Genomic DNA, 24,947 nt, shown 5'->3' with positions numbered 1-24,947 from the left:
GACTTGAAACATTAATGTATCGCAACTTGATAATTTGGATCTTCGATAATATTTACTTCAATAACATCACTTGCATTTTTAAGCAACAAGCTACAATCTTCACTTAAATGCCTTAAGTGTAGTTTTTTGCCAGCAATTTTATATTTTTCGGTCAGTTTGTTTAGCGCCTCAATGCCCGACATATCTGCCACGCGACTATCTTTAAAATCAATGATAACTTCATCGGGATCAGTTTCAATCTCGAATTTATCATTAAAAGCAACTACCGATCCGAAAAATAGTGGACCGTAAATTTCATAATGTTTTATGCCATTTACATCAATGTATTTTTTGGCCCTAATCCTTTTAGCGCTTTCCCAAGCAAATACTAAAGCGGAAATAATTACACCGATTAGTACGGCTAAAGCAAGGTTATGCAACCAAATGGTAATAACAGCAACTAAAATCCCAACAAAAACATCCTGTTTGGGCATTTTATTTACAATTTTAAAACTCATCCATTCAAAAGTTCCAATCGCGACCATAATCATTACGCCTGTAAGCGCAGCCATAGGGACTTTTTCTATTAAAGGTGCGCCAAATAAAATAATCGCCAAGATGGTAAGTGACGCAATAATACCCGATAACCTTGCTCGAGAACCCGCCGAAAGATTAACCAAAGTTTGGGCAATCATCGGGCAACCGCCCATTCCGAAAAAGAAACCATTTAGAATGTTTGCGCTGCCTTGAGCTAAACATTCTCGGTTGCTGTTTCCTTTCGTCGCAGTTATTTCATCAACCAAATTTAACGTAAGTAAGCCCTCGGTTAAGCCAACACCTGCCATAATAAGCGCATAAGGAAAAATAATCTTCAACGCATCAAAAGTAAAAGGAATTGCAGGAATATGAAAAGGAGGGAAGTGCCCACTTACCGAAGCAATATCTTTAACGGTCTTGGTATCAATATTAAAAACTAAAACCAATAAAAAAACAACAATTATGGCTACCAAAGATGATGGGATAACTTTTGTAAGTTTCGGTAACAAAACAACTATCGAAATGGTTAAAACCACTAAACCTAGCATTATAAATAACGGATTGCCAGAAAGCCACTGTACTTGTCCGTTTACTACTGTTTTAAACTGTTGTAACTGCGCCATAAATATGATGACAGCTAAGCCATTTACAAAGCCAAACATAACGGGTTGAGGCACTAATCGTATAAATTTACCGAGTTTAAACAAGCCAACTAAAATTTGAATTACGCCTGCCAAAGCAACTGCAGCAAAAACATATTCTATCCCGTTTGATTTCATTAGAGCAATTAAAACTACAACTGTTGCACCAGCTCCTCCAGAAATTAAACCTGGTCGGCCACCAAATATAGAAGTTACAATGCCCATTATAAAGGCGGCGTACAGTCCGGTTAAAGGATGAAAACCGCCAAGAATGGCAAAGGAAAGCGATTCTGGCATCATCGTCATCGCTACGGTTAAACCAGCTAAAATTTCAGTTTTGTAATTTATCTTTTGTTTAAAATCGAATAGGTTTAAATAGGCCTTCATTAAGGTTTTTTAAGTATTTTTATTGTGAAAATTGAAATTGAGCGGTGCTGGTAATTTGCCGATTATTGGCGCAAAGATATTTAAAATGCTTTTAATTGGGTATAATCATTCAATTTAAGTTTTAAAAAGCTTTATAATTGCTAGGATTTAAAATTTTGATTTATCTTTAAAAATGGAAGATTCATTGAGTGAAGAAAGGCTTAAAGTTTTACAACAATCACTTGGAAAAGTACTCCATGCAACGCCCTCGCCATTTATGAACTGGCTTGCGCCTATATTACTAAAAGCCGAAAATGGCATAATGGTTTGTAAATATACAATTCGGAAAGAAATGACTAACCCTTTTGGAATTTTACACGGTGGCGTTACGGCAGGAATTATAGATGATTTAATAGGTGCAACGGTTTTTACGATGGGTTTAAATGAGCGTTACACCACCATAAATAATTACATCGATTATTTTGCAACAGCAAGCGAAGGCGATGAAGTTATTGCAGAAACATCAATTGTTAAGAAAGGAAGAACGATTTTAAATTTACAATGTGAAATTTCTCTGCCCAGCAAAAAAAGGTTAATTGCTAAAGGATATTCGAATATGTTAAACTTAGGGTAATTGTGTTTTCTATTTAAAATTCTACAAAACATTTCGATGAAGATGGTTGTTTTACTTATAACCAAATCATTGAACCATGTTGAGCACTTATTCCCCACTTCAAATTATTGTTAAAGGCAAAATTTTTAATGGATTTTGCATGCGCATTCAAGACGATTTCCATGAAACTTATGCAGTTGTTTTAGATGGTTACCATTCCTTTTGTATTTGGTTAGATCAAAAATCGGCTACTTGGCGCACTTCCAAACACGCCCTAATTGATGCTGATGCTTTGGATCAAATTATTGGCAAAATATCGTTAATCGAACCATCAGTTTAAGAACTATTTTACGTTACCAAAAAATAGATAGGCCATTGATATGGCTGTAATTACGCCAATTAAATCTGCCAGTAACATCGAACCGATGGCATACCTTGTGTTTTTAATGCCAACTGCGCCAAAGTAAACGGCAACTACGTAAAAAGTTGTATCTGACGCGCCTTGAAATATGCCTGATAAATTACTTGCAAACGAATCTTTCCCACTCGTAATCATCGTGCTTACCATCATGCCTCGCGCGGCACCGCCACTTAAAGGCCTAATTAAGGCTGTTGGTAGTGCGTCAACGAATCTTGTATCTGCACCAAAAAACATAAATATATTTTTGATTCCCAACATCACTACGTCAAACGTGCCACTGGTACGCAACATGGAAACAGCAACCAAAATACCAACTAAATAAGGAATAATCTTTAGCGCGGTTTCAAATCCACCCTTTGCACCATCGACAAAAGCATCAAAAATATCAATTTTTTTATACAGTGCCCCGAGTACAATTATTAAAAAGATTAATAATATAATCCCACCACTTAAAAAGCCAGAAAAAGATTTGATTCCTATGGTATCTAAATTGTGTACATGCCAAACTAAAAGTGCAACTATAGCAGATATGCCCAAAATCCATAAAAGAATAACGGGCTGAAGTAAATTAATTTTTTGTTTGAAAGAAACAATCAGCATGGCGGCCATAGTGCCAGCAAAAGTTACAATTAAGCAAGGAATAAAGATATTGGTTGGGTCTGATGCTTTTTGAGCAGACCTAATGGCGATTACACTTACGGGGATTAAACACAAGCCTGCAGCATGCAAACACAAAAACATGATTTGCGAATTGCTTGCTGTATCTTTATTTGGGTTTAGTTCTTGTAAGCTTTCCATGGCCTTAATTCCAAAAGGTGTTGCCGCATTATCAAGCCCTAAAAGATTGGCAGAAAAGTTCATAATCATGTGTCCCATTGATGGATGACCTTTCGGGATATCGGGAAAAAGCTTAGCGAAAAAAGGGCCTACAATTTTGGATAGTAAACGAATTCCACCAGCTTTTTCGGCTATACTCATCAAACCCATAAATAGCGCAAGTGTACCAACAAGTTTAATACAAAGATCAACCGCTATCCAACAAGTTTCAATAATTCCATCCAATTTAAGTGGATTTGCAGGGTCATCGGCTTTGCCAATAACCATCCAGTTAAAAAGATCGGTTTGGCCGAAAAAAAAGCATTTAACACAGGCTACAACAATGGCTACAATAATAAAGCCCGACCAAATTCTACTTAACGCCATTGAGTTTTTAATTTTGAAAATTGAAAGTAGTATTTTTTTAAATCAATTTTCTGCTTTTTATGGATAAAATTGTTTTTACATTTAAAAAGCGATTAATAATCGCTTTTTAAATAGTGTTTTTCGTTAACTAAGAAATTGGCCAAAGGCATCCCTTTGAGAATCGCCGTAAACTGATAACTGCCTAGGGTTTCTCATCTGTTAATTCGAATCCCCACGATTTTCCTTTCTCTGTTGCGGGTATACCCTCAGTCATCCAAATCGGAGCTTTTGCCCCTTTCAAATAGTAATCAAAAAATTGTTGTTCTCTAATTTGAATGTCTTTGCGGTTTTGACGCTTCATTAAATTATGTCCATCTCCATTATAATTTAGCAACCAAACTGGCTTTCCAAGTCGGCGTAAACCCGTAAACATCTCTATACCTTGGTACCACGGCACGGCTCCATCGCCATCGTTAGCCATAATTACAACAGGCGTATTTACTTTAGGCAACATAAATAACGGTGAGTTTTGGATGTACAACTCTGGCTTTTCCCAAAGTGTTGCACCAATTCTACTTTGTGTTTTTTCATACTGAAACTGTCGATTCATACCGCTTTCCCAGCGAATTCCGCCATAAGCAGAAGTCATATTTACCACTGGTGCACCTGTCCATGCGGCTGCATACATATTATTTTGCGTAATTAAATAAGCCACTTGGTAGCCACCCCAACTTTGGCCCTGAATGCCGATTTTCTTTGCATCTACCCAAGTATTTTTCTTTAAGCTTTCTACACCAGAATTTATAAATTCTACAGCCGATTGACCCGGATAACCCGTTGTGTACGAAATATCGGGTACAAAAACCAGGTAGCCATTACTTACAAAATATGAAATGTTAAGCCTTGATGGTGTAGGTGCAGGCGCTTGATAGGTGTATAATCCATCCGAAAGTTTTTCATAGAAATAAACAATCATCGGGTATTTTTTATTCGGATCGAAGTTTTCTGGCTTATATAAAATACCTTCTGATGGGTATCCCTTCGGCGTATTCCATTTTACAAGGTCTGCCGTGCCCCAATTATAATTTTCTTGCTGAGGATTGGTATTTGTTAACTTGTTTTCAATTTTGAAATCGATGGTAGCATAAACGTTTGGAGATTCTGCATAATTTCCCTTATCGTAAACATAAACTTCAGCATCTTTAGCTTTAACCAAATTAGAAAATTTATATTTTGCCATTACAGCTAATTCTGGGCTTTTGTTACTGCTTATGTTTTTCCGATAGAATCCGTTTTCTTTAGTTAAATTATTAAAAGCATCTAACCAAATTACCGCGTTTGGCTTAATAAGACGACTTTCAGGATCGGTTTTTTCATATCTAAACGTTATTTTATTTTCCCTGCCAAAACCGTTTGTTAAGTTTTTCGGTTCGCCTTTTCCATCAGGAGAGAAAGACCAAATATCGTAACGATCGTAAATTAAAACGGCTTTATCGCCTTCCGTCCATGCGCCAATGCCATAAGCTTTTGCGAAATCTGGCACATCATTTAACTCATCGGCAAATTTTACATCGCCTGAGTTTAACTGTGTAACTTTAGTAGTTTGTACGTTATAGGTGTAATAAATTCCTTTTGCTTCATCGAAATAGATAATGTAATTTCCTGCTGGTGAAGCTGATGCATAACCATTAAGTTTTTCGATAATTTTTTTACGAACGCCTGTTTTGGTATTCACCAGATAATAATCCTTTAAAGTGCTACCGCTCCATTGCGAAGAAATTCTATTGCCAAAATCGGTTGATGATAAAACAAAATCGGCATCGCCTTCGTTTACCAACCATGAATCGGGCACTTTAACATCTGCCAAGGGAATAACTTTTGGGTCGCTGCTGTATATGTCGATAACGGACAAATAACTCCTTTTACTTTCCCTGTCAGCATTTTTTAGTTGCATTGGTTGCAAATAATCATCTTTATAATTCCATACATCTACTTTAGCCACTTCAAAATCGACAATTGTAGTGTCTTTTGCTGTTTTAATTGGTGCAATGCCGAAGAAAAGCTTCTTTCCGTCTTTGCTAAAGTTCACCTTACCATCGCCACTTACCGACCATTTTGCCGGCAATCCTGGCATGTCATAATCTACAATAGTTTGAGCGGTATCTAACGTTAAAGCATTGTAATAAACATTGTAGTCTTTGATTTCTTTCTTTTCAGCATCCTGCTCGCCTACAAACGCTACATGTTCACTTTCCTCATCAAATACAAAGTTTTTAAATGAACCTCTTCCTTTTACGAGTGTTTTTAAAGTTCCTTTTTCGGTGTTTAATAGAAATACACCTTGTGGTGCAGCTTTGTCTTTTTTAGAGCCAGAGGCACTAAAAACCAATAATTTTCCATCTTTGCTAAAAAGATAATCGGTAACGAATTTGTATGTTTTATCGGCGCCGGTTAATAAATTTTTTACCACTAAATCTGTTCCTTCTACTTTTTTAGATGCAGCAGATTCTTTTTCATCGTCAGCGAAATCTCCATCTTTTTTTGGTGATGGATTATTTGTTTTTGAGGTATCGGGTTTATCCATTAAATAGGCCATGTATCCAAAACCATTTTCAGGAAACTTGAACGATTTAACTCGGGCAACTTTGGTGATGTTGGCATTGGTAAGGTTAATTAAGCCTAAAGTATCTTTCGGTAAATCGTCTGCTTTTTTCTTTTTTATTTTTGCCTCCCTTAATGTTGCATAAAAAGGGCGAATGATAAATGCTGCAAACTTTGAGTCGTTTGTAAATTGATTTTTAATCGCTCTAGGCACAATAATTTTATTACCACTTTTAAGGTTGGCAAGGTATAATGTCGAATCGCCTTGTTGTACATTTATATTGTACGCTGCCCATAAACCGTTGTTAGCTAATTGTTTACTGCTTACACTTTGCCATGCATCATAAACCGTATGATCTAGCGGTTTTTTCTGTGCGAAAGTTATTCGTACCGTAAATAATAAAAGAATGAAAAGTCCTTTCTGCATTTTGTGAATATTTAAATTAATTGGATAGTTCCAACATCTAAAAATTGAAAAAAAATTGCGCATTTAAAAACTTGTATGCCAAATATTACAAATGCGAGCAAAATTAATCTCTAATATTTTTTAAAATAGAACGGATTTAATTTTTACTTTTACGATTGTTTAAGCCCGTAACTAATCGTTTATTGATAACTCAATTTGAGGCATATAGTTAGTTTGAAACCACATATAGGTGGAAATAATTTATTAAATAATTAACTTTTTTGACCAAACGCGCCGAGGCTACAAAAATATTTCAACTTTTATATGCATAAAGCCACATCTTTTTTATCAAAGTTAGTTTACAACAAATTTTTCTGGCAATTCTTTTTGGCGATTTTCATGTTGGGAATGGTTTTGTTTTTCGTACACGAAGAACATTTAGAAGTTTTGCAAATTAAGCAGCAACTGTCATCAACCATACCCATATACATTTTTATAGGCATAATTTTAACTATACTTTACGTTTTAGCACAAGCGCAAATGTATGTGCATAGTTTTAAAGCTTTGGGTGTTAAGTTAAGCCTGCGTGTGGCCACGAACTTATTCTTAAAGCGAAATTTGATTAGTATATTTTTGCCTGCCGGCGGTTTTTCTTCTCTCGCTTTTTTTAATGGCGATATCGATAAAGGTGTATCGAAATCCAAAATCCATTTGGCATCTACCTTATTTGGTTTTTGTGGCATTTTATCAGTTGTTTTAGTTGCCGTACCTGTTTTAGGCATAGCCTTATTATTCACAAGTTTGGGAATAACAGAGATTGTAAGCTTTGCTTTTTTAATCGTGTTAACTATTTTTTTTATTGCCTTAATTTATTCGATATCCAAAAAAGGTTGGGCATATAAATGGTTATCTAAAATTAAACCGTCGCTTACGGCAGTTCTGGATGATATGATTGAAGAAAAAATCAGCAGAAAACAATTTTGGCTTACGTTGTTGGTGTCAATGGGTATCGAACTTATAGGTATTATACATTTATATATCTGCATGTTGGCACTTGGTTTTAATGCCAGCTGGCCCGCAGCCATTATTGGGTATATTGTAATGGTTATTCTATTGATTGCTTCGCCTTTTCTTCGCGGTTTAGGTACCATAGAAGTATCACTAACATTTATTTTGCAACAGTTTGGTTTTCCAATAATTGCAGCAGCAACCATAACATTGTTGTTTAGGTTTTTTGAGTTTTGGTTGCCTTTAATTGGAGGCGTTATTAGTTTTATTGCGAAGAAAGATAATCTTTTACTAAGAGTTTTACCAGCTTTCATCATACTAATTTTAGGGGTAGTAAATATGGTTTCCTCCTTAACACCAAAAATACCAACTAAATTAAGGCTCATTAAGGATATAATCCCCGAAGATTTAGTGGTAACCAGCAATGCTTTAGTGTTGATATTTGGACTGCTAATGGTGCTTATTAGTATTTTTTTACTTCAGGGATCAAAAAGAGCGTGGTACATTGCTTTGTTTCTCAGCTTGTTCTCAATTGTAGGTCACATTATAAAATCTGCTGATTTTGAAGATGCTTTGTTTGCTTTTTTAGCTGCATCAACACTATATTATACCCGATCTAATTATAAATTGAAACCACACCCAAAGTATATTCAATTTAATTATTTGGTATGGATTTATGCTATTGTTGCCGTTTTTGCATATGGGGTAATTGGTTTCTATTTTATCGATAAAAAACATTTTGGGTTAGATTTTACTTTAATCGAATCAATAAAGGCAGTACTGAAGGTTATTTTTTTTATAGATGACAAAGCGTTAAAACCTTTAACAAGCTTTGGGAATAATTTCGAAAAATCAATTTACATATCCAGCGGAACTATTATTGTTTTTATTGTAATTAGCTGGTTAAAACCCTATTTCTCTAAATCCATCAACGAAGGTTCTGATTTCGACGAAGCTGCGTCTTTAGTGGATACTTTTGGTCATTCTGCTTTGGATTATTTTAAAACATACCCCGATAAAATTCTTTATTTCAATGAAAAACGTACGGCATTTATCAGTTTTAAAATTACGAGACACTTTGCCATCGTTTTAGAAGATCCTGTTGGCGAAACCGACGAAGAGAAAAGAGATATTGTAGAAAAGTTTGAGGCAAACTGTGCTGAAAATGGCTTTGTAACTGCTTATTACCGGGTTGCGGAAACTTCGTTAGATTTTTATAAATCATTAAGTAAAAAATGGATTCCGATAGGTGAGGAAGCTGTTCTGGATTTAACGTCGTTTACTTTAGATGGTGGAAAAATGAAGACAACCAGAAGTGCTGTAAACAGATTAACTTCAGAAGGTTTTCAATTAAAAGTTTATAATGCGCCAATAAAAGAGGGATTGTTGCAAAAACTAGAGCGCGTATCTGATAATTGGTTGAGAGATCTTGATCAAAAAGAGGTAGCGTTTACACAGGGCATTTTTGATAAAACCATCTTAAAAAATCAAACCGTACTAACCATTGAGGATGATGAAGAAAAGGTATATGCATTTTTAAATTTAGTGCCAGACTATGCGCCAGGAGAAGCAACGTACGATTTGATTAGGAAAGAAACGGATGCACCAAATGGTGTTTTGGATATGTTACTTGCAAAAACTTTTCTCTATTTAAAAGAGCAAGGTTTTACAAGTGTAAATATGGGATTGGCGCCATTATCTGGAATTGATGGCGTTAACATCACTCAAAAAACAATTAAGTATGCTTACGAAAATTTGAAGGTTTTTGCTCAATTTAAAGGATTAAGAAAATATAAAGAGAAGTTTAATCCTGGTTGGCAAAAGAAATATTTAATTTACAACCACAATTACCATTTACTACAAGTGCCACAAGCTTTGAAAAGGGTTTCAGAAGGAAGTTAGTTTTTTTTTTTTCGTGAGTATAATGGAGTTAACTCAATTCAATATTGGGCATAAAGAGCGAACAAAGTTATAGCATGGTTTCTGTTAATTCTCGAAAGATGTAAGTCCGAGAGTCGAAGCGAAATATCCGTTTATCATTTCACAGAACCAGATACAAAAAACAAACAAATCTTTTTTTGATGCAACTATTTTAATAATTGTCTCAATTTTAAAGTGCTGTTGCAATAATTCTTGGTTCAAAATAAGCATGAGTTAATAAGTTTTTTTGGCATATCGATATTACAATCCCATAGAAACAGTTTGTACAACTTTTTTCACCTCGTTATCAAACTTATGCGAACCTGGTAAAAAGATTTTTTTTAAACCTGCATCTCCTTTAATTTGTGTTGCTAAACTGTTCTCGTCATCCTTTGCGAAAATACAAAGCACTGGTGGTTGTATTTTATTAATTTCAGCGAGAATTTTGTATTTGCCATCATCTGTGCCAAAACCAAACATATCGCTAACCTTTACCTCTAAATTGGTAGTTGGCGAAGGAATGAGCAGGACATTCGATTTTAATTTATTTTGAAGATATTTTGAAATTCTATTGGGTAAAAATGCAACAGCATCTGCACCGAAAGAATACCCAACAATAGAAAATGCGTCTTTATTCCATAATTTAAGATAATAGCCTAAAATCTCCGAAGCATCTTGGGCAAATTTTTCTGGAGTTTTCTGTTCCCAAAAATATTTTTTTGCATCTAAGCAAACCACTGCATAACCTTTTTGTGAAAGCTCTTCGCACAATTTTTGCGAAAAACTATTCCAACCACCATCGCCACTAACATAAAATAAAAGTTGTAATGATGAATTCTTGTTCATCGTATGTAAAGGAAATTTTAACAAATCACCCTTATCTTGCGCATTGGTTTGGGTAAAAATTCCAAGCAAAAATAAACTCAAACTAATTTTAAATACCATGTATTAATTCTTCAAAACGTGAAAAACATTTATAATTTTGTCAAAACCCGATTCGTCGTAATGGTGGTCTCCATCCAAAAGGCCTAAAAAAAAGTTTGCCTGTTGGAAAGTTGCCAACGGTTTCTGCTCTTCTTCCTTACCGTAAAAACAATAGATTGGAATTTTAATTTTTGTAATTTCTGAATCTACGTTATACTGATAACGATCGTTCGATTTGTTTATCAAATCTGCAAAGTGAACCATAAAATCGGTAGTACAATAAGGCGAAAGCATTTCGAGTGCCACAACTTTCTTTTTAACTAATGGGCTAAGCCGGTTATATACAAACGGCAACACATCGGCGCCAAATGAATAGCCACATAGGTAAACCTTAGTTATTCTATACTTTAGGCTATATTTTTTAATTATTGAACTTATATCTTCCGAAGTTTCATCGGGTGTTTTCTTTTTCCAAAAATAGCTTCTAGAATTGAAACCAATGGTTATAAAACCTTTTTTCGTAAACTTTGTCGCCAAATCGTCTTCAAACTTAATCCAACCTCCATCTCCTGCTAAAAAAATTACCAATTTTTTCGATCGCTTTACGGATGGTTTCTTCTTTACCGGATATAAAAATATAGGGAGGTCATAATCATCTTTTTCAATTCCGTTATGTTCTGCCACGCGGTTTCGCTTCAACAATGCACAACTGTTTAAGGTGGTGATACAAACGAGAAGCAACCAACCTATTTTCTTCATATAACTGTTTACATAAAGCTAAAGCCCGCCTGAAAAGATAATCCATGCGGATTGATGTCTAAATCATTCGTAGTAATTCTGTATGCTTTAAAACCTACGCCAATAAATGAGTTAACCTTTTTTGTTATCGTATATTTCAATCCAAAACCCCCGTAAATGTACAACCCATTTTCTTTTACTTGCGATTTATTATTAGGCGTAAGGTCATCGGCAATGTCGTATTTTATAAAAGAATAGCCAATAGAACTTTCTGCGTAAGGTCTAAATTTTTTAGTGTTGTTAAAATTATATTTCAAGTTACCATAAATGGGCAAATATCTAAGTTTATATAGTACATAACCATTATCGTGATGTATTGGCGTAGACGAACGCTCGATACCAAAACCAGGCTCGAAACCATTTTTAAATAAGAAATTTCCTTTTACAGATGGCGCGTAGAATAAGTTGGAATGGGTAGATCTCATCAACTCGAAAGCAGGGGAGATAGAAAATTGCGTGTTGCGTTTTATCGGTTGCTCTTGTGCCCGAAGCACGAAATTAGTTGTCAATAACGAAAGCGCAATAAATAGAAACTTCATGGTAAAGGTTTAGTAATCTCAAACATAATGATTTGTTGGCAACATTTGTTTGAAATTTTATTTTCCTTAAAAAAAAGAGCACCATTTCTGATGCTCTTTATATTATTTTTTTGCTTGTTGCTGCTGACGCATATAATCATCCAGCCTTTGCTGAAATTTAGATTTCTGCTTCTTTTCGGCTGCTGGTCTAGCTTTATTTTGCTGTATCAACGCGTGAATTTTATCATCATCAACCATTCTTCTAATTAAAATCTGCTGACCGAATGTCATCAAGTTGGCTAAAAAGTAGTAATAGTTTAATCCGGCAGGGTAACTGTTTAACACACCTAAGAAAATTACTGGCATAATGTAGCCAATGTATTTCATTTGGCCTGTTGCGCCAGATACCTGATTGTTAAAATAAGTCATAATTAGGGTAGAGATGGTCATCAATACACACATTAAACTTAAGTGATCACCAATAAATGGAATTTTTACACCGAACTTAATAAACTCATCATAAGTAGATAAATCTTTCATCCAAAGGAAACTTTGCCCTCTTAACTCGAATAAGTTAGGAAAGAAAAAGAAGAACGCCATAACCAAAGGCAATTGTAAAACCATTGGCAAACAACCACCAAGCGGATTTACCCCGGCCTTTTTGTAAAGCTTTAAATATTCTTGTTGCACTAGGGTAGGGTTATCATCACCAACTTTAGCTTTAATTTCATCCATTTCTGGCTTTAAAACCCTCATTTTAGCCATCGATAAATATGACTTGTAAGTTAATGGCGATAAAGCAACCTTTAATAAAATGGTTAAAACCAAAATAATTAATCCAAAATTCCAACCGAAATTGTTTAAGAAATTAAATACAGGTAGTACAATAAAACGGTTAATATATTTTAAAGGCCAGTAACCCATATCAACCTGTTGTTCTAAATCGTAACCTTGGGCTTTAAGCGTAGAGAATTTATTCGTTCCAAAATAAAACTCCATTGCATAGCTTTGAGTGGCCAAATGCGTATATGGTAACTGCATATTCGCAGTGTAGTTTTTCACTACGCCAGAATCTAACGGTACTTTAACTTCCAAATTTCCTTTTTCGAAACCTGGCTTATAAATTAAGGTTGATGAGAAAAAGTGTTGTTTAAAAGAGAACCATTGAACTTTTCCCTTTGTTAAATCTTCTTTTTCATCTTTAGTAACACTTAAATGATCTACATTGCCATCTACATATTTGTAATATGGTGCAGAGTAACGGTGCTCGCTTTCTATCGATTTTTCTTGTTGCAGTAAAGTTGTTTCCCAATTTAAGCCAATGGTATTGCCAGCAATTGCTTGTTGTAAGCCGTTTACATTAATGTTAAACTCCACTTTATTGCTTGTGGGTTTTAAATCATAAACATACGCTACATATTGGTTTGCGCCATAATCGGCACGCATGGTTACTACGTTTCCAGTTTTGGTTGCGGTAAAGAATAAATCGTTGGTGCTGTAAACTTTGCCCGCTACATTTAAGGTTAACCCAAACTTAGTATCTTTTGCATTAAACAAAATAACAGGTTTGCCATTGTAGGTTTTATTGTTTTTAACTTCTACCGATGTAATCTTACCACCTTTATTACTCAAAGTGATTTTTAACTTATCGTTTTCTAAAGTAGTGTTTTGTTCAGTGCCTAACAATACGTTTCCAAAAGGACCTTTTAAGGATACAGAATCTAATACCGGCTTAGCTGTTGCTATTTTAGTCGTATCTTTTTGAGCAATTGTTACTCCAGCCTTTTTCAATGAGTCAGCATGCTCAATTTGTTTGGCTTTTTTCATTTCTACGTCATTCGGCTTAAAAAAGTAGAATGAACCAGCAAAAATGATCATAATCAGGAATAATCCTGTAAAGGTATTTTTATCCATTATAGTATATATACTTGCTTTTTAATTGGTTTTCTTTTTCGCATACTCCATTGCAGCGGCCACAAATTTAACAAAAAGTGGGTGAGGATTTGCTACTGTTGATTTTAATTCTGGGTGAAATTGCCCTCCAATAAAAAAAGGATGGTTTTTAAGCTCTACAATTTCTACCAAATTGGTTTGTGGGTTAATGCCCGAAGCAATCATTCCGGCTTCGTCGTATTTTTTTAAATAATCGTTGTTAAACTCATAACGATGGCGATGGCGCTCGTTTATGTGTGCTTTACCGTAAACGCTAAATGCCTTGGTGCCTTTTTTAATATCGCAAGGAAAAGAACCTAATCGCATTGTACCGCCCATATTTACAATGTTTTTCTGCTCTTCCATCATATTAATTACTGGATTTTTCGTCTCAGCATCAATTTCAACAGTATGTGCATCTTTTAAGCCTAAAACATTCCGGCCAAACTCAATTACCGCACATTGCATCCCCAAACAAATACCAAAGAAAGGGATATTATTCTCGCGTACGTATTTAATTGTATCTATTTTGCCTTCAATACCACGACTTCCAAAACCTGGAGCAACCAAAACACCATGTAAATGGCTTAGTTTTTCTTTTACATTATCAGGGAAAATACCTTCAGATTGTATGTATTCTACCCTAACCTTGCACTCGTTTTTAGAACCTGCGTGTATAAAAGATTCGATTATTGATTTATAAGCATCAGGCAGTTCTACATATTTACCTACCAAGCCAATTCTAACTTCTGCAGTAGGGTTTTTTAACCGACCAAGAAAATCTTTCCAGCTTTCCAAATCTGGTTCGTTTTTAGTAGGTAATTTTAATTTTGCTAAAACAGTTTTGTCTAATTGCTCTTTCAGCATCAACAAAGGCACATCGTAAATGGTTTTTGCATCCATCGATTCGATTACGGCGTTGATATTTACGTTACAAAATAAAGCGATTTTTTTTCTTAAATCTTGTCCTAAATGGTGTTCCGTTCTACAAACTAAAATATCTGGCTGTATGCCATATTCCAACAACATTTTTACCGAGTGCTGTGTAGGTTTCGTTTTTAATTCGCCTGCAGCAGCTAAATACGGCACTAAAGTTAAATGTATAACAATTGCATTTGTACTGCCTTCTTCCCATTTAAACTGGCGAACAGCTTCTATAAAAGGTAGCGATTCTATATCTCCAACTGTGCCGCCAAGCTCGGTAATTACAATATCGTAATTGCCGGTTTCGCCCAAAATACGCATGTTGCGTTTTATTTCGTCGGTAATATGTGGCACAACCTGCACCGTTTTCCCCAAGTATTCGCCCTTACGTTCTTTACTAATTACGTTTTGGTAAATGCGGCCTGTTGTAATATTATTTGCCTGTGAGGTAGGAATGTTTAAAAAACGCTCATAATGGCCAAGATCTAAATCTGTTTCTGCACCATCTTCGGTAACAAAACACTCGCCATGTTCATAAGGATTTAAAGTTCCTGGATCGATATTAATGTAAGGATCGAATTTTTGGATGGTTACACGATAGCCTCGTGCTTGTAAAAGTTTAGCTAAAGATGCGGAAATGATGCCCTTACCCAACGAGGAAGTAACACCGCCCGTAACAAAAATATACTTAGTCATGTTTCTGAATTTATGCAACAAAGGCAAATAATTGTTGCTTTTCGTACGGGGTACAAAGGTAGCAAAATTACTCGTTCGTGTAGAAATAATTAGTGGTAAATTTAAAAATGATAAAGCTGTGTTTCTTAATCATTTATAGGTGTAATTGGGGGGAGTTGTTTTTTTTGGAAAAGGCAGTTCAGTGCATAAAACTAAAATCAGTCCCGTTTTTTGCTAAATCTTTTTTGATGATTTGCACAAATAATAACTAAACGTTTAAGATGATTTCTCTTTAAACCAAAAAAGGATATCGCTGCAACCGGGTTTAAAAAACTTGGGCTTGCAAATCAAAAAATTGAAACTGTTTAAGGTTTCTAATTTCGAGTTCAACAACTATAGCTTTTGCAAATTCTTACATCGTTAGAGAAAATAATTGTTTATACTACAACAAAAGATTATAAATCTCTTTTTTTACCGTTTCTAATTTTCTTGGTTTTTTCTTGTCATCATATTTTGTATATGATTCTATCATTTTATTAAAGTCTTTTTCGTTTTCGGTTTTTTTACCTTTTGTTGGTGGCTCCACCGTAAAAACAGCCGCATTTTTAGCTTCGATTTTGGTGGCAAACCAAGTTTTATTAAATCTCGGTATGGCCAAACCAAGTATCATTCCTGGTAAGCCCGTAAATCCTTCTGGCCCACCTTTTACTAATATTTCATCCGTATAAAACGCCACTACTGTAACTGTATCATCTATTACTGCTGTTGCTTTTCGGCATTCATAGCCAATAATTTTACGTGTATCATTTACAATTTTCCATTTTAACTGGGGGATTGTGTCTTTTAAAATGTAATCATCGCCATTTATATTTTTCCTTAAAATGCGACTCTTTTTTTTAAAATCTGTGTATATCTCACTTGTATTATCGCCACTGCCAAAAAAGAAGTCATTTCCTGATGGTACTTCTTTCGGTTTTGCCTTATAAACAGATGTACTATCGATAAAATAGTAATCCCAATTAGAAATTCTGTAAGTACCCATTTTATCTTTTGCATCATCAGATATCCAAGTATTTTCAGCCAACTCTTGCTTTATGTTTACTTTTTTTTCATAAGTTATTTTGGCACTTTTAATAAAAACAGTTTGCGCTTTTGCAATAGTTAATGAGAAAAGAAATAAAACTATGCTGTTTAAATATTTCATTTGATTTTATTTTTTTTCTGATTTTATAAAACTTCCGGTTAAATTATAAGTTAAACCGATTAAAAAATATCGAGGGATAAAGCCTACTGTATATTCGCTAATGTCGTTTCCGTTTACATACCTGGTGTAACCGTTTTTCTCCGCAAGTATATCCGAAACAGATACTTTTAATTGTAAATCCTGCTCCTTCATTAATTTCTTGGAGATATAGGCATTCCACAATGCAATATTTACTGGGTTTTTAAAAGTGGCTGTTGCAGGCTGATAACTTAAATATACTGATGTGCTGAATTCTGTATTATATGGCAACTTTAAGGTACCCGAAATTTCATGTTTATGACTAAATGTTTTTCCATCATTTATTGTACCAATGGATGAATTACTATTTGTAAAACTTATGGATGGGTTATATTCAAATTGAACAACATCTGTATAATATGAAAGGTGAAGAGAAGAATTAAAGCTGCTTCTTTTGGTTTTATTCAAATTATCGTTTAAAATATTTAATGAATTTGAGATATTATAATTAAAGTCGATAGAGGTATTAAAGTTAATTTTGGAAAAGGTTTTATAAATTCCACTACCAAGGAAAACATTGTTTGTACCGTTCACATTTGTATAACCGGTAATGCTTTTATTAAATTCATCAACGGTTCGTGTACTCACAATTGCGTTTTGCACAAAACTGTAATAGCAGTAAAATTGCATAAATAACTCTGAACTTTGTTGATAGCTTGAATATGTAATATTTATGTTATTACTAAATTCTGGTTTTAGTTCGGGATTGCCGGTAACTTGGTACAATGGACTATTTATTTTTCTAATGGGTTGTAATTTCTCTAAACTAGGTTGTTTACTATCTCCGTAGTAATCTAATGATAAGTTGGAATTTTTATCAATCTTGTAACTAATTGCACTTTGCGGTGCCCAATTTACGTACGAGCGGTTAAATTTTGTATTTCTGTCTAAATCATTTAGCTCGAATGTAGTTTGAATGGCTTGTGTACCAGCGGATAATGTAATTTTCTTCGATCGGTATTGAAGTACAACCTTGCCAATATTTGAAAAGTTATTAAAATCGAAATTATTACTTAAAGAATCAATTAAACTATTGTTTAAAAATTTATCGAAAACTTTAATGCGACTGTTAGAATTAACTGCTTTGAAACTGTAAGCAGTTTGTAAAGAGAAAACTTTGCTCAGTGGTTCTGTGTATGAAATTCTAGTGCCTATCGAACTTTCACTTCCAGAATTATCATTTAAAAAATTTTGATTAATCGTTCTATTTACTACACCATTTGCATCGAATAAATTTGTATTACTTAAGCTATTGCCCAAACTTTTACTGCGTTTAGTTTCAGGTTGCAAATCTATAGAAAGTGTTCTGCCAACTTTTTTAAACTTTTTCGAATAGTTAATATTGCCGTTAAATAAATTATCGTCGCCATTTACATTATTGGTCGAATTATTATTATTTACAAAAAAACCACTTCCATTTTTTGTTTCGCTAATATTTATGTTTGATGTGGTGTTTTTATTTTCACTTCCTGCAAAAGATACTTTTAAGTTTGATAAGGAATCTAATTTAATTTCTAACCCACCTCGTAAACTTTGACCCATTGCTCTGGTTTCGTAGTTTGTTCTACCCGCACTTAAAAAATTAGTTCCATTGGGTAATAACGATTGACTATTTGAAGTTATTAAGTTAGTGTTTTCGACATCATTTCCTTTATAGTTCAATTTAAAAGCAACTTTATTTTCGTTCCATTTATCTGAGAAATGTGCACCGTAACTTTTTACATTTGGTCGGCCATCGGTTTTAGAAAAAGCATCCTCATCATTATTTCCATAACTTATCATGGATGTACTTCCATCATCGCCAACAATAATTTCATCGTACTCGTTGCCTTTTAGTTTGTTCAATTGTGCACTTGCTTTTGAATCTTCGTTGGTATTTGAGTTAAAGCCAAACACAGCCACTTTTAATTTCTTTTTATAAATACCCGCCATACCGCCAATATTTCTAAAATGATTTAAGTCGCTATTTGCATCCAAAGTACTGAGATACCCGTTTTTCGCATTATCTTTCAGCTTAATATTTATAATCTTCTCTTTGGATTCTCCCTCTTTTATACCCGATAATTCTTCTGATTTAGTTTTTTTATCGTAAACCTGCACTTCACTAACTGCATTCGCTTTTAAATATTTTTGAGCTAGGAGTGGGTCATCACCAAAAAATTCTTCTCCATCAACCAAAAGTGTTTTTACATCCTTTCCGCCAGCTTTAATGTTGCCGTTTTTATCAACAACAATTCCTGGTAAACGACGCAACAAATCTTGTACTACTGCTTGAGGTTTAACAGCAAAACTATCTGCTTGATAAGTAATGGTATCGCCCTTCATACTAATTGCCTGCTTCTGTACTTTAATCGTAATTTCTTGTAAGAGCGTTGCCTTGCTATCCATAGATATATGACCCAAGTTTAACTTAGTGCTATCCGTTAGCTTAACATCTTTAATAAAATCGGCCATTTTTGGGAAAGTTATAATTAACGTATAATTTCCCTTTTTTAAATTTAAGAATTCAAATTCGCCATTTGCTTTCGCTCGGGTATCTTTTAGTAAAATAGAATCTTTAATGTTGATGAGCAGTATCGAACTGTTTTGCAATTTGGTTTGTTCAACACTATCAACCACTGTGCCTTTTATACTAGCATTTTGAGCCAACCCAGAAAAACACAATAACAATAGGATAGAAAACGAGAAGAGTTTTTTGAGCATTTAAGAGTAGTTAATTTGTGTTATTTTTGATTGCTAAAAGTAAAATTATTTATTTAAATGTTAATATGCTATTCGGCGCATTTAATCACACTAACACTAGTCAGTTTATTATCTTTATCGTAAGCGTAGGTTTTAATAGATCTATCGGGGTTGGTAACAGAAATAGATTTAAAAGTTTGTTCACCCGATCCGTTTTTGCCAACGAATGTATTTTTATTCTTCTCTCTTATTACTTCGTTATTCAGTTCCAGCTTTCTGGGGTTTAAAGAATATGATTTAAAGGAAGAATATAACTTATCAGCATCCTTATTATAGGTATAAATGACTTCACTATCCGATTTCCCTTCCCTAACTACACGCCCAAACTTGTCGTAAACATAATTAATGTCTGAAACAATAGATTGATCTGATCTTATCGATAATTGGCGAACACATTGCATTTGATCGTTTAAGAAATAAGTATCATAACTGAAAGGCCGGCCCTTAGAAAAATTTATGGTGTAGTATTTATCTTTGTCGTAAATAAATTTCGTTGTATCTGGGTTTTTCAAATATCCACTAATAATAAGCATAATCAATCCATCGCCATTTCTAACGTATTTAGTAAATGTCGTTTCTTTACCGTTGATGATGTTGGTTATGTTTTGAGGCTGGTTTTTGTTGTTGTAAACATACTTACTGCTGTAAGCTATTTTTGTTGTTAGCGAACTATCTGTGTACATTTCAAAAATTCGCTCGTTGCAATGCATTTTAAAATTAGCATCGCCATAAGTTTTTGGATAGTGGCTGGAGTTGACATTTGCAATTAATTTTTCAGCATAAGTTTTAGTTGCTACAAAATTGATTTTTAAAATTTGTTGTATTTCCTGTAGTGCATTTTTTTGGTTCCCTTCATTAAATGTTTTAGGCACTAAATAATCTGCATTACCAATATTTAAATAAGTTTTAATCGTTTTTAAATACTCATTCGGATTGGTTACAAGGATGGGATTATCTTTTCCATTCGAAATAATCATTCCAAAAGCTTTTTTTGTATTTGGTCTGTAGAAAATAAATTTATCACTAGAATTATTAAATTCTACAACGTTTTCTTTTCCAATATCAAATATTGGAAAGTTGGTGTAAACGCCACCAAAGTATGAATTAACAGCTTTTGATTTTAATTTATGTTTTTTGAAATCGTCAGAATTATTTGGTGCGCCGAAAAAGATTACACTAGGTTTTGCTTCAGTAAAAGTTAAAGCAGCTTTTTCATTTATTGGTTTTTGTTTGATGAAAAAACTTTGTGAGAATACATTTTCGGAAATTATGGCAAGTAAAAAAAGAAAAGCTACTTTTTTCATAATGGATTTATTTATTGGCAAAGAATTTAGAAGGATAATCTGGTAGATTCGGTCTTCAGCCCTTGGTTTATATTATCGCTACCAATTTGTGCTGTAAAGTGTCGAGCATTTTAATGGTTTGGTTATTAATTCCGGCCAAATATTGCTTTAACAACAATTATAATAAATCTTAACTTTTTGCTCTTTTTCACTCCAAGCAATGTAAATGTTGTTTTCTTTACCTAAACGATATTTAAAGCCGTTTAACCCCGATTTTTTCAGTGCTTCATAAAATGCTTTATCGGGTACGTAGTTATCTGCTTTATCTTCGGGCATTACAGCAGGTTCTAAAAAATCATCCTCGCCAAAAAATTCCGAAGCAATGGTTTTAATAAAAATAATTTGATCTTTTTCTTTCCGTAAATCTACATTGGGGTCGGTACTTCCTAAAAGTTCTGTGCCCTTTATTTTGGTGTTGTAAATTTCTAAACCTTTATCTGTTGTGATGGTGAAAGTAAGTACCATATCTTCAGGCTTTCTACCTGTGAGCTCAATTTTAAAAGTATCTAAAGTTTTTAAATTAGAGAACGATTGCGTAATGCTTGAATTTACGTTTTTAAATTCAACAGATTCACCTTTCTTTTTATCAGTTTGACAAGCAGTGAATAGAACAGCAGCAGTAAATAAAAGAAATATGGTTTTTCTCATGCTTCTAAATTACAAATTTGATTTAAGTAAAATTGATATTAAAACTAAAATTTTAATCCGATTTTAAAGCATCTAAAAATTTATTCAGTTTAAGTAAATCTTCAGGACTATCAATTGCAATCGTTTCTAAGTCTGTTATTTTAGTCTGTATGTAAAATCCATTTTCAATCCAGCGCAATTGTTCTAAACTTTCGGCAATTTCTAAAGAGGAGGGAGGTAATTTAGTGATGGCTTTTAAGGCTTCTGTTCTATACCCGTAAATACCAATATGCTTATAAAATTGGTGTTTTTCTGCCCAAACACCCGGCTCGCCATTTCTGATAAACGGAATCGGACTGCGGCTAAAATACATTGCCCTACCATTTACATCGACAACTACTTTAGGGCTGTTTGGGTTGTAAATACTTTCTTGATCTGCAATAACTTTAATTAAAGTTGCTAATTGAACTTTTTTTTCGGCAAAACAGGTGGTTAATAAATCGATTTGAGTTGGTTCAATAAAGGGCTCATCACCTTGAATATTTATTACAATATCAAAACCAGGCAGTTGTTCGATAACTTCTGCACATCGATCGGTGCCACTTTGGTGGTGGGGTGATGTAATTACAAATTCGCCACCAAATCTTTTTACTTCATCAGCTATACGTTCATCATCAGTTGCTACAACTATTTTTGATAAACTTTTTGATTTTGAAGCTTGCTCATAAACCCGCTGAATCATGCTCTTGCCAGCAATATCAACCAAAGGTTTCCCCGGAAAGCGGGTAGATGCAAAACGAGCTGGTATAATACCTAACCCCAACCCCTGAAGGGGCTTTTCCTTTCCAACGTTCATGTATATCGTTATAATTTAAATATCTTGGCTTTTATCTTCGCCTGGCGCTCCCCCTTTAGGGCCTGCCAGCCGGACAGGCAGGGGTTGGGGGGAAAAGCCCGTTAATCTCTGCTTCTATCGATTGTATAACCGTTCCTAAATCTTCTGGGTTATTGGTAAAGTCTAATTTATCTTTATCAAGAATTAGCAATTTACCGAGGCTGTAATCTTTAATCCAAGCCTCATACTTTTCATTCAGTTTCGATAAATAATCAATGCGGATACCTGCTTCATACTCGCGACCTCGGCGTTGAATATTATTTACCAATGTGGGTACCGAAGCACGTAAATACACCAATAAATCTGGCGGTTTAATAAAAGACGTTATGTTATCAAAAATTGCACGGTAGTTGTCATGGTCTCGGGTCGTCATTAAAGCCATGTCGTGCAGGTTGTCGGCAAAAATGTGCGCATCTTCATAAATGGTTCTATCCTGTATTACGTTTCGCTTATTTACTTCAATATCAGTAATTTGCTTAAATCTACTATTTAAGAAATAAATTTGAAGGTTAAAACTCCAACGTTTCATATCACTATAAAAATCCTCTAAATATGGATTGTTGTCAACAGCTTCATACAAAGCCTCCCAACCATAATTTTTAGCCAATAAACCTGTTAAAGTGGTTTTTCCGGCGCCTATATTGCCTACTATTGCTATGTGCATTCTTTTGAGATATGAGATATGAGATGTGAGATATGAGATGTGAGATATGAGATGTGAGATTGAGCGTTTAACTCATGTCTCATATCTAACCGCTAAAATCTATAAAATTAATTAAAAACTTTTAAAACCGATTAAACTTCTAACTTCTTTAATGGTTTTTTGAGCACTTTCTCTCGCCTTAATCGCGCCATGTTTAGCCACTTGCCTTAAGTAAGTATCATTTTTGGCTACGTCCATAATGCGCTCGCGCATGGGTGCCGTCGCAATAATCATATCTTCGGCAAGCTGTTTTTTAAAATCGCCATATCTAATTTGCATCTTGTTATACAAATCAGAAAAGTGTTCGTGCGTATCTGCAGAGGAAACTACCTTCATTAAATCGAAAAGATTTTGAATCGCTTCTGGTTTTTCTTGGTTTTCTTCGGTTGGTCCACCATCACTAACCGCACGCATTACTTTTTTACGGATTGTTTCTGGGTCATCAGATAAGTAAACTGCATTGCCTTCGCCCTCCGATTTTCCCATTTTGCCTTTTCCATCTAAACCCGGAACTTTAACTAATTTTTCTGAATAGTTGAAAGCATACGGTTCAGGGAAATAGGGTGTATCGTATAATCTGTTAAAACGATTTCCAAAAGTACGGGCCATTTCTAAATGTTGCTCTTGGTCTTTACCAACGGGTACTTTTGTTGCTTTGTGTATTAAAATATCAGCAGCCATTAAAACGGGATAAGTAAGCAAGCCAGCATTTACATTATCAGGATTGGAACGAACTTTATCTTTAAATGAAGTGCTTCTTTCTAACTCGCCCATGTAAGCATTCATATTTAAATACAAATACAGTTCGGCAATTTCGGGCACATCACTTTGAATATAAATAGTGCTCGTTTCAGGGTCAATTCCACTTGCTAAATACTCTACCAATACATGCTTAATGTTTCCGTGCAAATCTGCAGGGGTTGGGTGAGTTGTTAATGAATGTAAATCGGCAATAAAAAAGTAGCAGTTGAAATCATTTTGCATTTGCACAAAGTTTTTTACTGCACCGTAGTAATTACCTAAATGTAATTTTCCTGTAGAGCGAATACCGCTCACCACTGTTTCTTTCATCATGCCACGAAATTAAAAATAAAAAGGCATCAAACTAACGATATATTCAATTTACGGCAAAATCTTCAAATTAATTTAAAATATTGCGCTTAATTTATAATTTTGATCGCTATGGCGAAATTTTTTAGGCGAATACATTACTTTTGGTTTCTATTTTGGATTGTATTTTTCTTCATCATATTTTATCCTTTCTATTATTTTCTGGCTCAAAAACCCAAATATTATAGGCTTTTAAATTTATTTCGAAAAGCGCATAGTTTTTTGTGCAGTTTTCTATCTGGCGTGTTTTTTTCTTTTAAATCAGAGGCCAAATTTGATCCCGATGAAACTTATATCTACTGCGCCAACCATACCTCGAATTTAGATATAATGGTGCTCTGTATTATGGCGAAAGGCCGATTTCATTTTATGGGTAAGGATGAATTGTTAAATAATCCGGTTTTAGGGATTTTCTTTCGTACTATTGATATATCTGTAAATAGAGACAGTAAAATGTCGGGCTTTAGGGCATTTAAAAAGGCTGCAGAAAATTTAGATAAGGGCATGAGTTTAATTATCTTCCCGGAAGGTAAAATTGATGATGAATATCCACCACATCTTGGCGAATTTAGAAATGGTCCATTTAGGCTGGCGATTGAGAAAAATATTTCGTTAATACCGGTAAGTATTATTAATGGATGGAAAATTATGTGGGATGATGGATCAAAATATGGAAGTAAGCCGGGAATTTGCGATATTTACATCCATAAACCGATTGATACAACTGGTTTAATTGCCGATGACGCCGATTTATTGAAAGAAAAGGTTCATCATTTAATCGATAGTAAATTAATTTAAAA

At 34.3% G+C, this 24,947-nt stretch carries 19 protein-coding genes; 4 read left to right on the top strand and 15 right to left on the bottom strand.

The genetic code is table 11. From position 1 onward, the window contains the following. Positions 1 to 11: 11 nt before the first annotated feature. Positions 12 to 1,544, bottom strand: coding sequence for a SulP family inorganic anion transporter (locus tag EZJ43_RS11340; RefSeq protein ID WP_133262831.1), 1,533 nt, complete (start codon positions 1,542 to 1,544; stop codon positions 12 to 14). Positions 1,545 to 1,716: 172 nt separating this feature from the next. On the opposite strand from EZJ43_RS11340, the gene EZJ43_RS11335 reads away from it, so the two are divergent. Further along, entirely contained in the window at positions 1,717 to 2,157 is a 441-nt protein-coding gene (locus EZJ43_RS11335) for a PaaI family thioesterase (RefSeq protein WP_133262830.1), read from the top strand. A 76-nt stretch (positions 2,158 to 2,233) separates the two neighbouring features. Continuing rightward, complete coding sequence (locus EZJ43_RS11330; RefSeq protein WP_165953148.1) at positions 2,234 to 2,476, top strand: hypothetical protein; 243 nt, start codon at positions 2,234 to 2,236, stop codon at positions 2,474 to 2,476. 3 nt (positions 2,477 to 2,479) lie between these two features. Here EZJ43_RS11330 and EZJ43_RS11325 read toward each other — a convergent pair whose 3' ends face one another. Both EZJ43_RS11325 and EZJ43_RS11320 read right to left on the bottom strand, forming a co-directional pair. Then, positions 2,480 to 3,760, bottom strand: a complete 1,281-nt coding sequence (locus EZJ43_RS11325) for a nucleoside recognition domain-containing protein (protein WP_133262828.1) — start codon at positions 3,758 to 3,760, stop codon at positions 2,480 to 2,482. 181 nt (positions 3,761 to 3,941) lie between these two features. Next, a complete protein-coding gene (locus tag EZJ43_RS11320; RefSeq protein ID WP_133262827.1) occupies positions 3,942 to 6,767 on the bottom strand; it encodes an alpha/beta hydrolase family protein in 2,826 nt (941 codons plus the stop codon). 303 nt (positions 6,768 to 7,070) lie between these two features. Between EZJ43_RS11320 and EZJ43_RS11315 the strand changes: the two genes are divergently transcribed. Then, on the top strand, positions 7,071 to 9,656 hold the full coding sequence (locus EZJ43_RS11315) for a phosphatidylglycerol lysyltransferase domain-containing protein (RefSeq protein WP_133262826.1): 2,586 nt from the start codon (positions 7,071 to 7,073) through the stop codon (positions 9,654 to 9,656). 279 nt (positions 9,657 to 9,935) lie between these two features. On the opposite strand, the gene EZJ43_RS11310 is transcribed toward EZJ43_RS11315, so the two are convergent. The 12 genes from EZJ43_RS11310 to trpS form a co-directional block, all read right to left on the bottom strand. Next, positions 9,936 to 10,619 carry an AcvB/VirJ family lysyl-phosphatidylglycerol hydrolase gene (locus EZJ43_RS11310; RefSeq protein ID WP_133262825.1) on the bottom strand — a complete coding sequence of 228 codons (684 nt, stop codon included), beginning with the start codon at positions 10,617 to 10,619 and terminating at the stop codon, positions 9,936 to 9,938. Between the two features lie 3 nt (positions 10,620 to 10,622). Continuing rightward, positions 10,623 to 11,357: an AcvB/VirJ family lysyl-phosphatidylglycerol hydrolase gene (locus tag EZJ43_RS11305; protein WP_133262824.1), complete on the bottom strand. Its 735-nt coding sequence runs from the start codon at positions 11,355 to 11,357 to the stop codon at positions 10,623 to 10,625. Positions 11,358 to 11,365: 8 nt separating this feature from the next. Continuing rightward, a complete protein-coding gene (locus EZJ43_RS11300; protein WP_133262823.1) occupies positions 11,366 to 11,935 on the bottom strand; it encodes an outer membrane beta-barrel protein in 570 nt (189 codons plus the stop codon). A gap of 102 nt (positions 11,936 to 12,037) precedes the next feature. Further along, a complete protein-coding gene (gene yidC, locus EZJ43_RS11295) occupies positions 12,038 to 13,828 on the bottom strand; it encodes a membrane protein insertase YidC (RefSeq protein ID WP_133262822.1) in 1,791 nt (596 codons plus the stop codon). Between the two features lie 21 nt (positions 13,829 to 13,849). Further along, complete coding sequence (locus tag EZJ43_RS11290) at positions 13,850 to 15,466, bottom strand: CTP synthase (protein ID WP_133262821.1); 1,617 nt, start codon at positions 15,464 to 15,466, stop codon at positions 13,850 to 13,852. Between the two features lie 421 nt (positions 15,467 to 15,887). After that, the gene (locus EZJ43_RS11285) at positions 15,888 to 16,649 is read right to left on the bottom strand and encodes a GLPGLI family protein (RefSeq protein ID WP_133262820.1); all 762 of its coding nucleotides are present in this window, start codon (positions 16,647 to 16,649) and stop codon (positions 15,888 to 15,890) included. Between the two features lie 6 nt (positions 16,650 to 16,655). Beyond that, complete coding sequence (locus EZJ43_RS11280; protein WP_133262819.1) at positions 16,656 to 19,430, bottom strand: outer membrane beta-barrel protein; 2,775 nt, start codon at positions 19,428 to 19,430, stop codon at positions 16,656 to 16,658. 68 nt (positions 19,431 to 19,498) lie between these two features. Next, a complete protein-coding gene (locus EZJ43_RS11275; protein WP_133262818.1) occupies positions 19,499 to 20,773 on the bottom strand; it encodes a hypothetical protein in 1,275 nt (424 codons plus the stop codon). 147 nt (positions 20,774 to 20,920) lie between these two features. After that, entirely contained in the window at positions 20,921 to 21,460 is a 540-nt protein-coding gene (locus tag EZJ43_RS11270) for a hypothetical protein (protein WP_133262817.1), read from the bottom strand. A 52-nt stretch (positions 21,461 to 21,512) separates the two neighbouring features. Continuing rightward, positions 21,513 to 22,295 carry a 3-deoxy-manno-octulosonate cytidylyltransferase gene (gene kdsB / locus EZJ43_RS11265; RefSeq protein ID WP_133262816.1) on the bottom strand — a complete coding sequence of 261 codons (783 nt, stop codon included), beginning with the start codon at positions 22,293 to 22,295 and terminating at the stop codon, positions 21,513 to 21,515. Positions 22,296 to 22,350: 55 nt separating this feature from the next. Further along, entirely contained in the window at positions 22,351 to 22,998 is a 648-nt protein-coding gene (locus EZJ43_RS11260; RefSeq protein ID WP_133262815.1) for a deoxynucleoside kinase, read from the bottom strand. Positions 22,999 to 23,109: 111 nt separating this feature from the next. Next, a complete protein-coding gene (gene trpS, locus EZJ43_RS11255) occupies positions 23,110 to 24,108 on the bottom strand; it encodes a tryptophan--tRNA ligase (protein WP_133262867.1) in 999 nt (332 codons plus the stop codon). A gap of 111 nt (positions 24,109 to 24,219) precedes the next feature. Here trpS and EZJ43_RS11250 point away from each other — a divergent pair, with 111 nt between their 5' ends. Next, positions 24,220 to 24,945: a lysophospholipid acyltransferase family protein gene (locus EZJ43_RS11250; RefSeq protein WP_133262814.1), complete on the top strand. Its 726-nt coding sequence runs from the start codon at positions 24,220 to 24,222 to the stop codon at positions 24,943 to 24,945. Positions 24,946 to 24,947: the final 2 nt, after the last annotated feature.

Origin of the sequence: Pedobacter changchengzhani, assembly GCF_004354365.1 — a bacterium.
GTDB lineage: Bacteria > Bacteroidota > Bacteroidia > Sphingobacteriales > Sphingobacteriaceae > Pedobacter > Pedobacter changchengzhani.
This window is presented reverse-complemented; position numbering and strand designations above follow the sequence as displayed.

Excerpts from the sequence above, each read along its gene's own strand:
- EZJ43_RS11340 (WP_133262831.1), bottom strand. The coding sequence starts at position 1,544 with ATGAAGGCCTATTTAAACCTATTCGATTTTAAACAAAAGATAAATTAC.
- EZJ43_RS11335 (WP_133262830.1), top strand. The coding sequence starts at position 1,717 with ATGGAAGATTCATTGAGTGAAGAAAGGCTTAAAGTTTTACAACAATCA.
- EZJ43_RS11330 (WP_165953148.1), top strand. The coding sequence starts at position 2,234 with ATGTTGAGCACTTATTCCCCACTTCAAATTATTGTTAAAGGCAAAATT.
- EZJ43_RS11325 (WP_133262828.1), bottom strand. The coding sequence starts at position 3,760 with ATGGCGTTAAGTAGAATTTGGTCGGGCTTTATTATTGTAGCCATTGTT.
- EZJ43_RS11320 (WP_133262827.1), bottom strand. The coding sequence starts at position 6,767 with ATGCAGAAAGGACTTTTCATTCTTTTATTATTTACGGTACGAATAACT.
- EZJ43_RS11315 (WP_133262826.1), top strand. The coding sequence starts at position 7,071 with ATGCATAAAGCCACATCTTTTTTATCAAAGTTAGTTTACAACAAATTT.
- EZJ43_RS11310 (WP_133262825.1), bottom strand. The coding sequence starts at position 10,619 with ATGGTATTTAAAATTAGTTTGAGTTTATTTTTGCTTGGAATTTTTACC.
- EZJ43_RS11305 (WP_133262824.1), bottom strand. The coding sequence starts at position 11,357 with ATGAAGAAAATAGGTTGGTTGCTTCTCGTTTGTATCACCACCTTAAAC.
- EZJ43_RS11300 (WP_133262823.1), bottom strand. The coding sequence starts at position 11,935 with ATGAAGTTTCTATTTATTGCGCTTTCGTTATTGACAACTAATTTCGTG.
- yidC (WP_133262822.1), bottom strand. The coding sequence starts at position 13,828 with ATGGATAAAAATACCTTTACAGGATTATTCCTGATTATGATCATTTTT.
- EZJ43_RS11290 (WP_133262821.1), bottom strand. The coding sequence starts at position 15,466 with ATGACTAAGTATATTTTTGTTACGGGCGGTGTTACTTCCTCGTTGGGT.
- EZJ43_RS11285 (WP_133262820.1), bottom strand. The coding sequence starts at position 16,649 with ATGAAATATTTAAACAGCATAGTTTTATTTCTTTTCTCATTAACTATT.
- EZJ43_RS11280 (WP_133262819.1), bottom strand. The coding sequence starts at position 19,430 with ATGCTCAAAAAACTCTTCTCGTTTTCTATCCTATTGTTATTGTGTTTT.
- EZJ43_RS11275 (WP_133262818.1), bottom strand. The coding sequence starts at position 20,773 with ATGAAAAAAGTAGCTTTTCTTTTTTTACTTGCCATAATTTCCGAAAAT.
- EZJ43_RS11270 (WP_133262817.1), bottom strand. The coding sequence starts at position 21,460 with ATGAGAAAAACCATATTTCTTTTATTTACTGCTGCTGTTCTATTCACT.
- kdsB (WP_133262816.1), bottom strand. The coding sequence starts at position 22,295 with ATGAACGTTGGAAAGGAAAAGCCCCTTCAGGGGTTGGGGTTAGGTATT.
- EZJ43_RS11260 (WP_133262815.1), bottom strand. The coding sequence starts at position 22,998 with ATGCACATAGCAATAGTAGGCAATATAGGCGCCGGAAAAACCACTTTA.
- trpS (WP_133262867.1), bottom strand. The coding sequence starts at position 24,108 with ATGAAAGAAACAGTGGTGAGCGGTATTCGCTCTACAGGAAAATTACAT.
- EZJ43_RS11250 (WP_133262814.1), top strand. The coding sequence starts at position 24,220 with ATGGCGAAATTTTTTAGGCGAATACATTACTTTTGGTTTCTATTTTGG.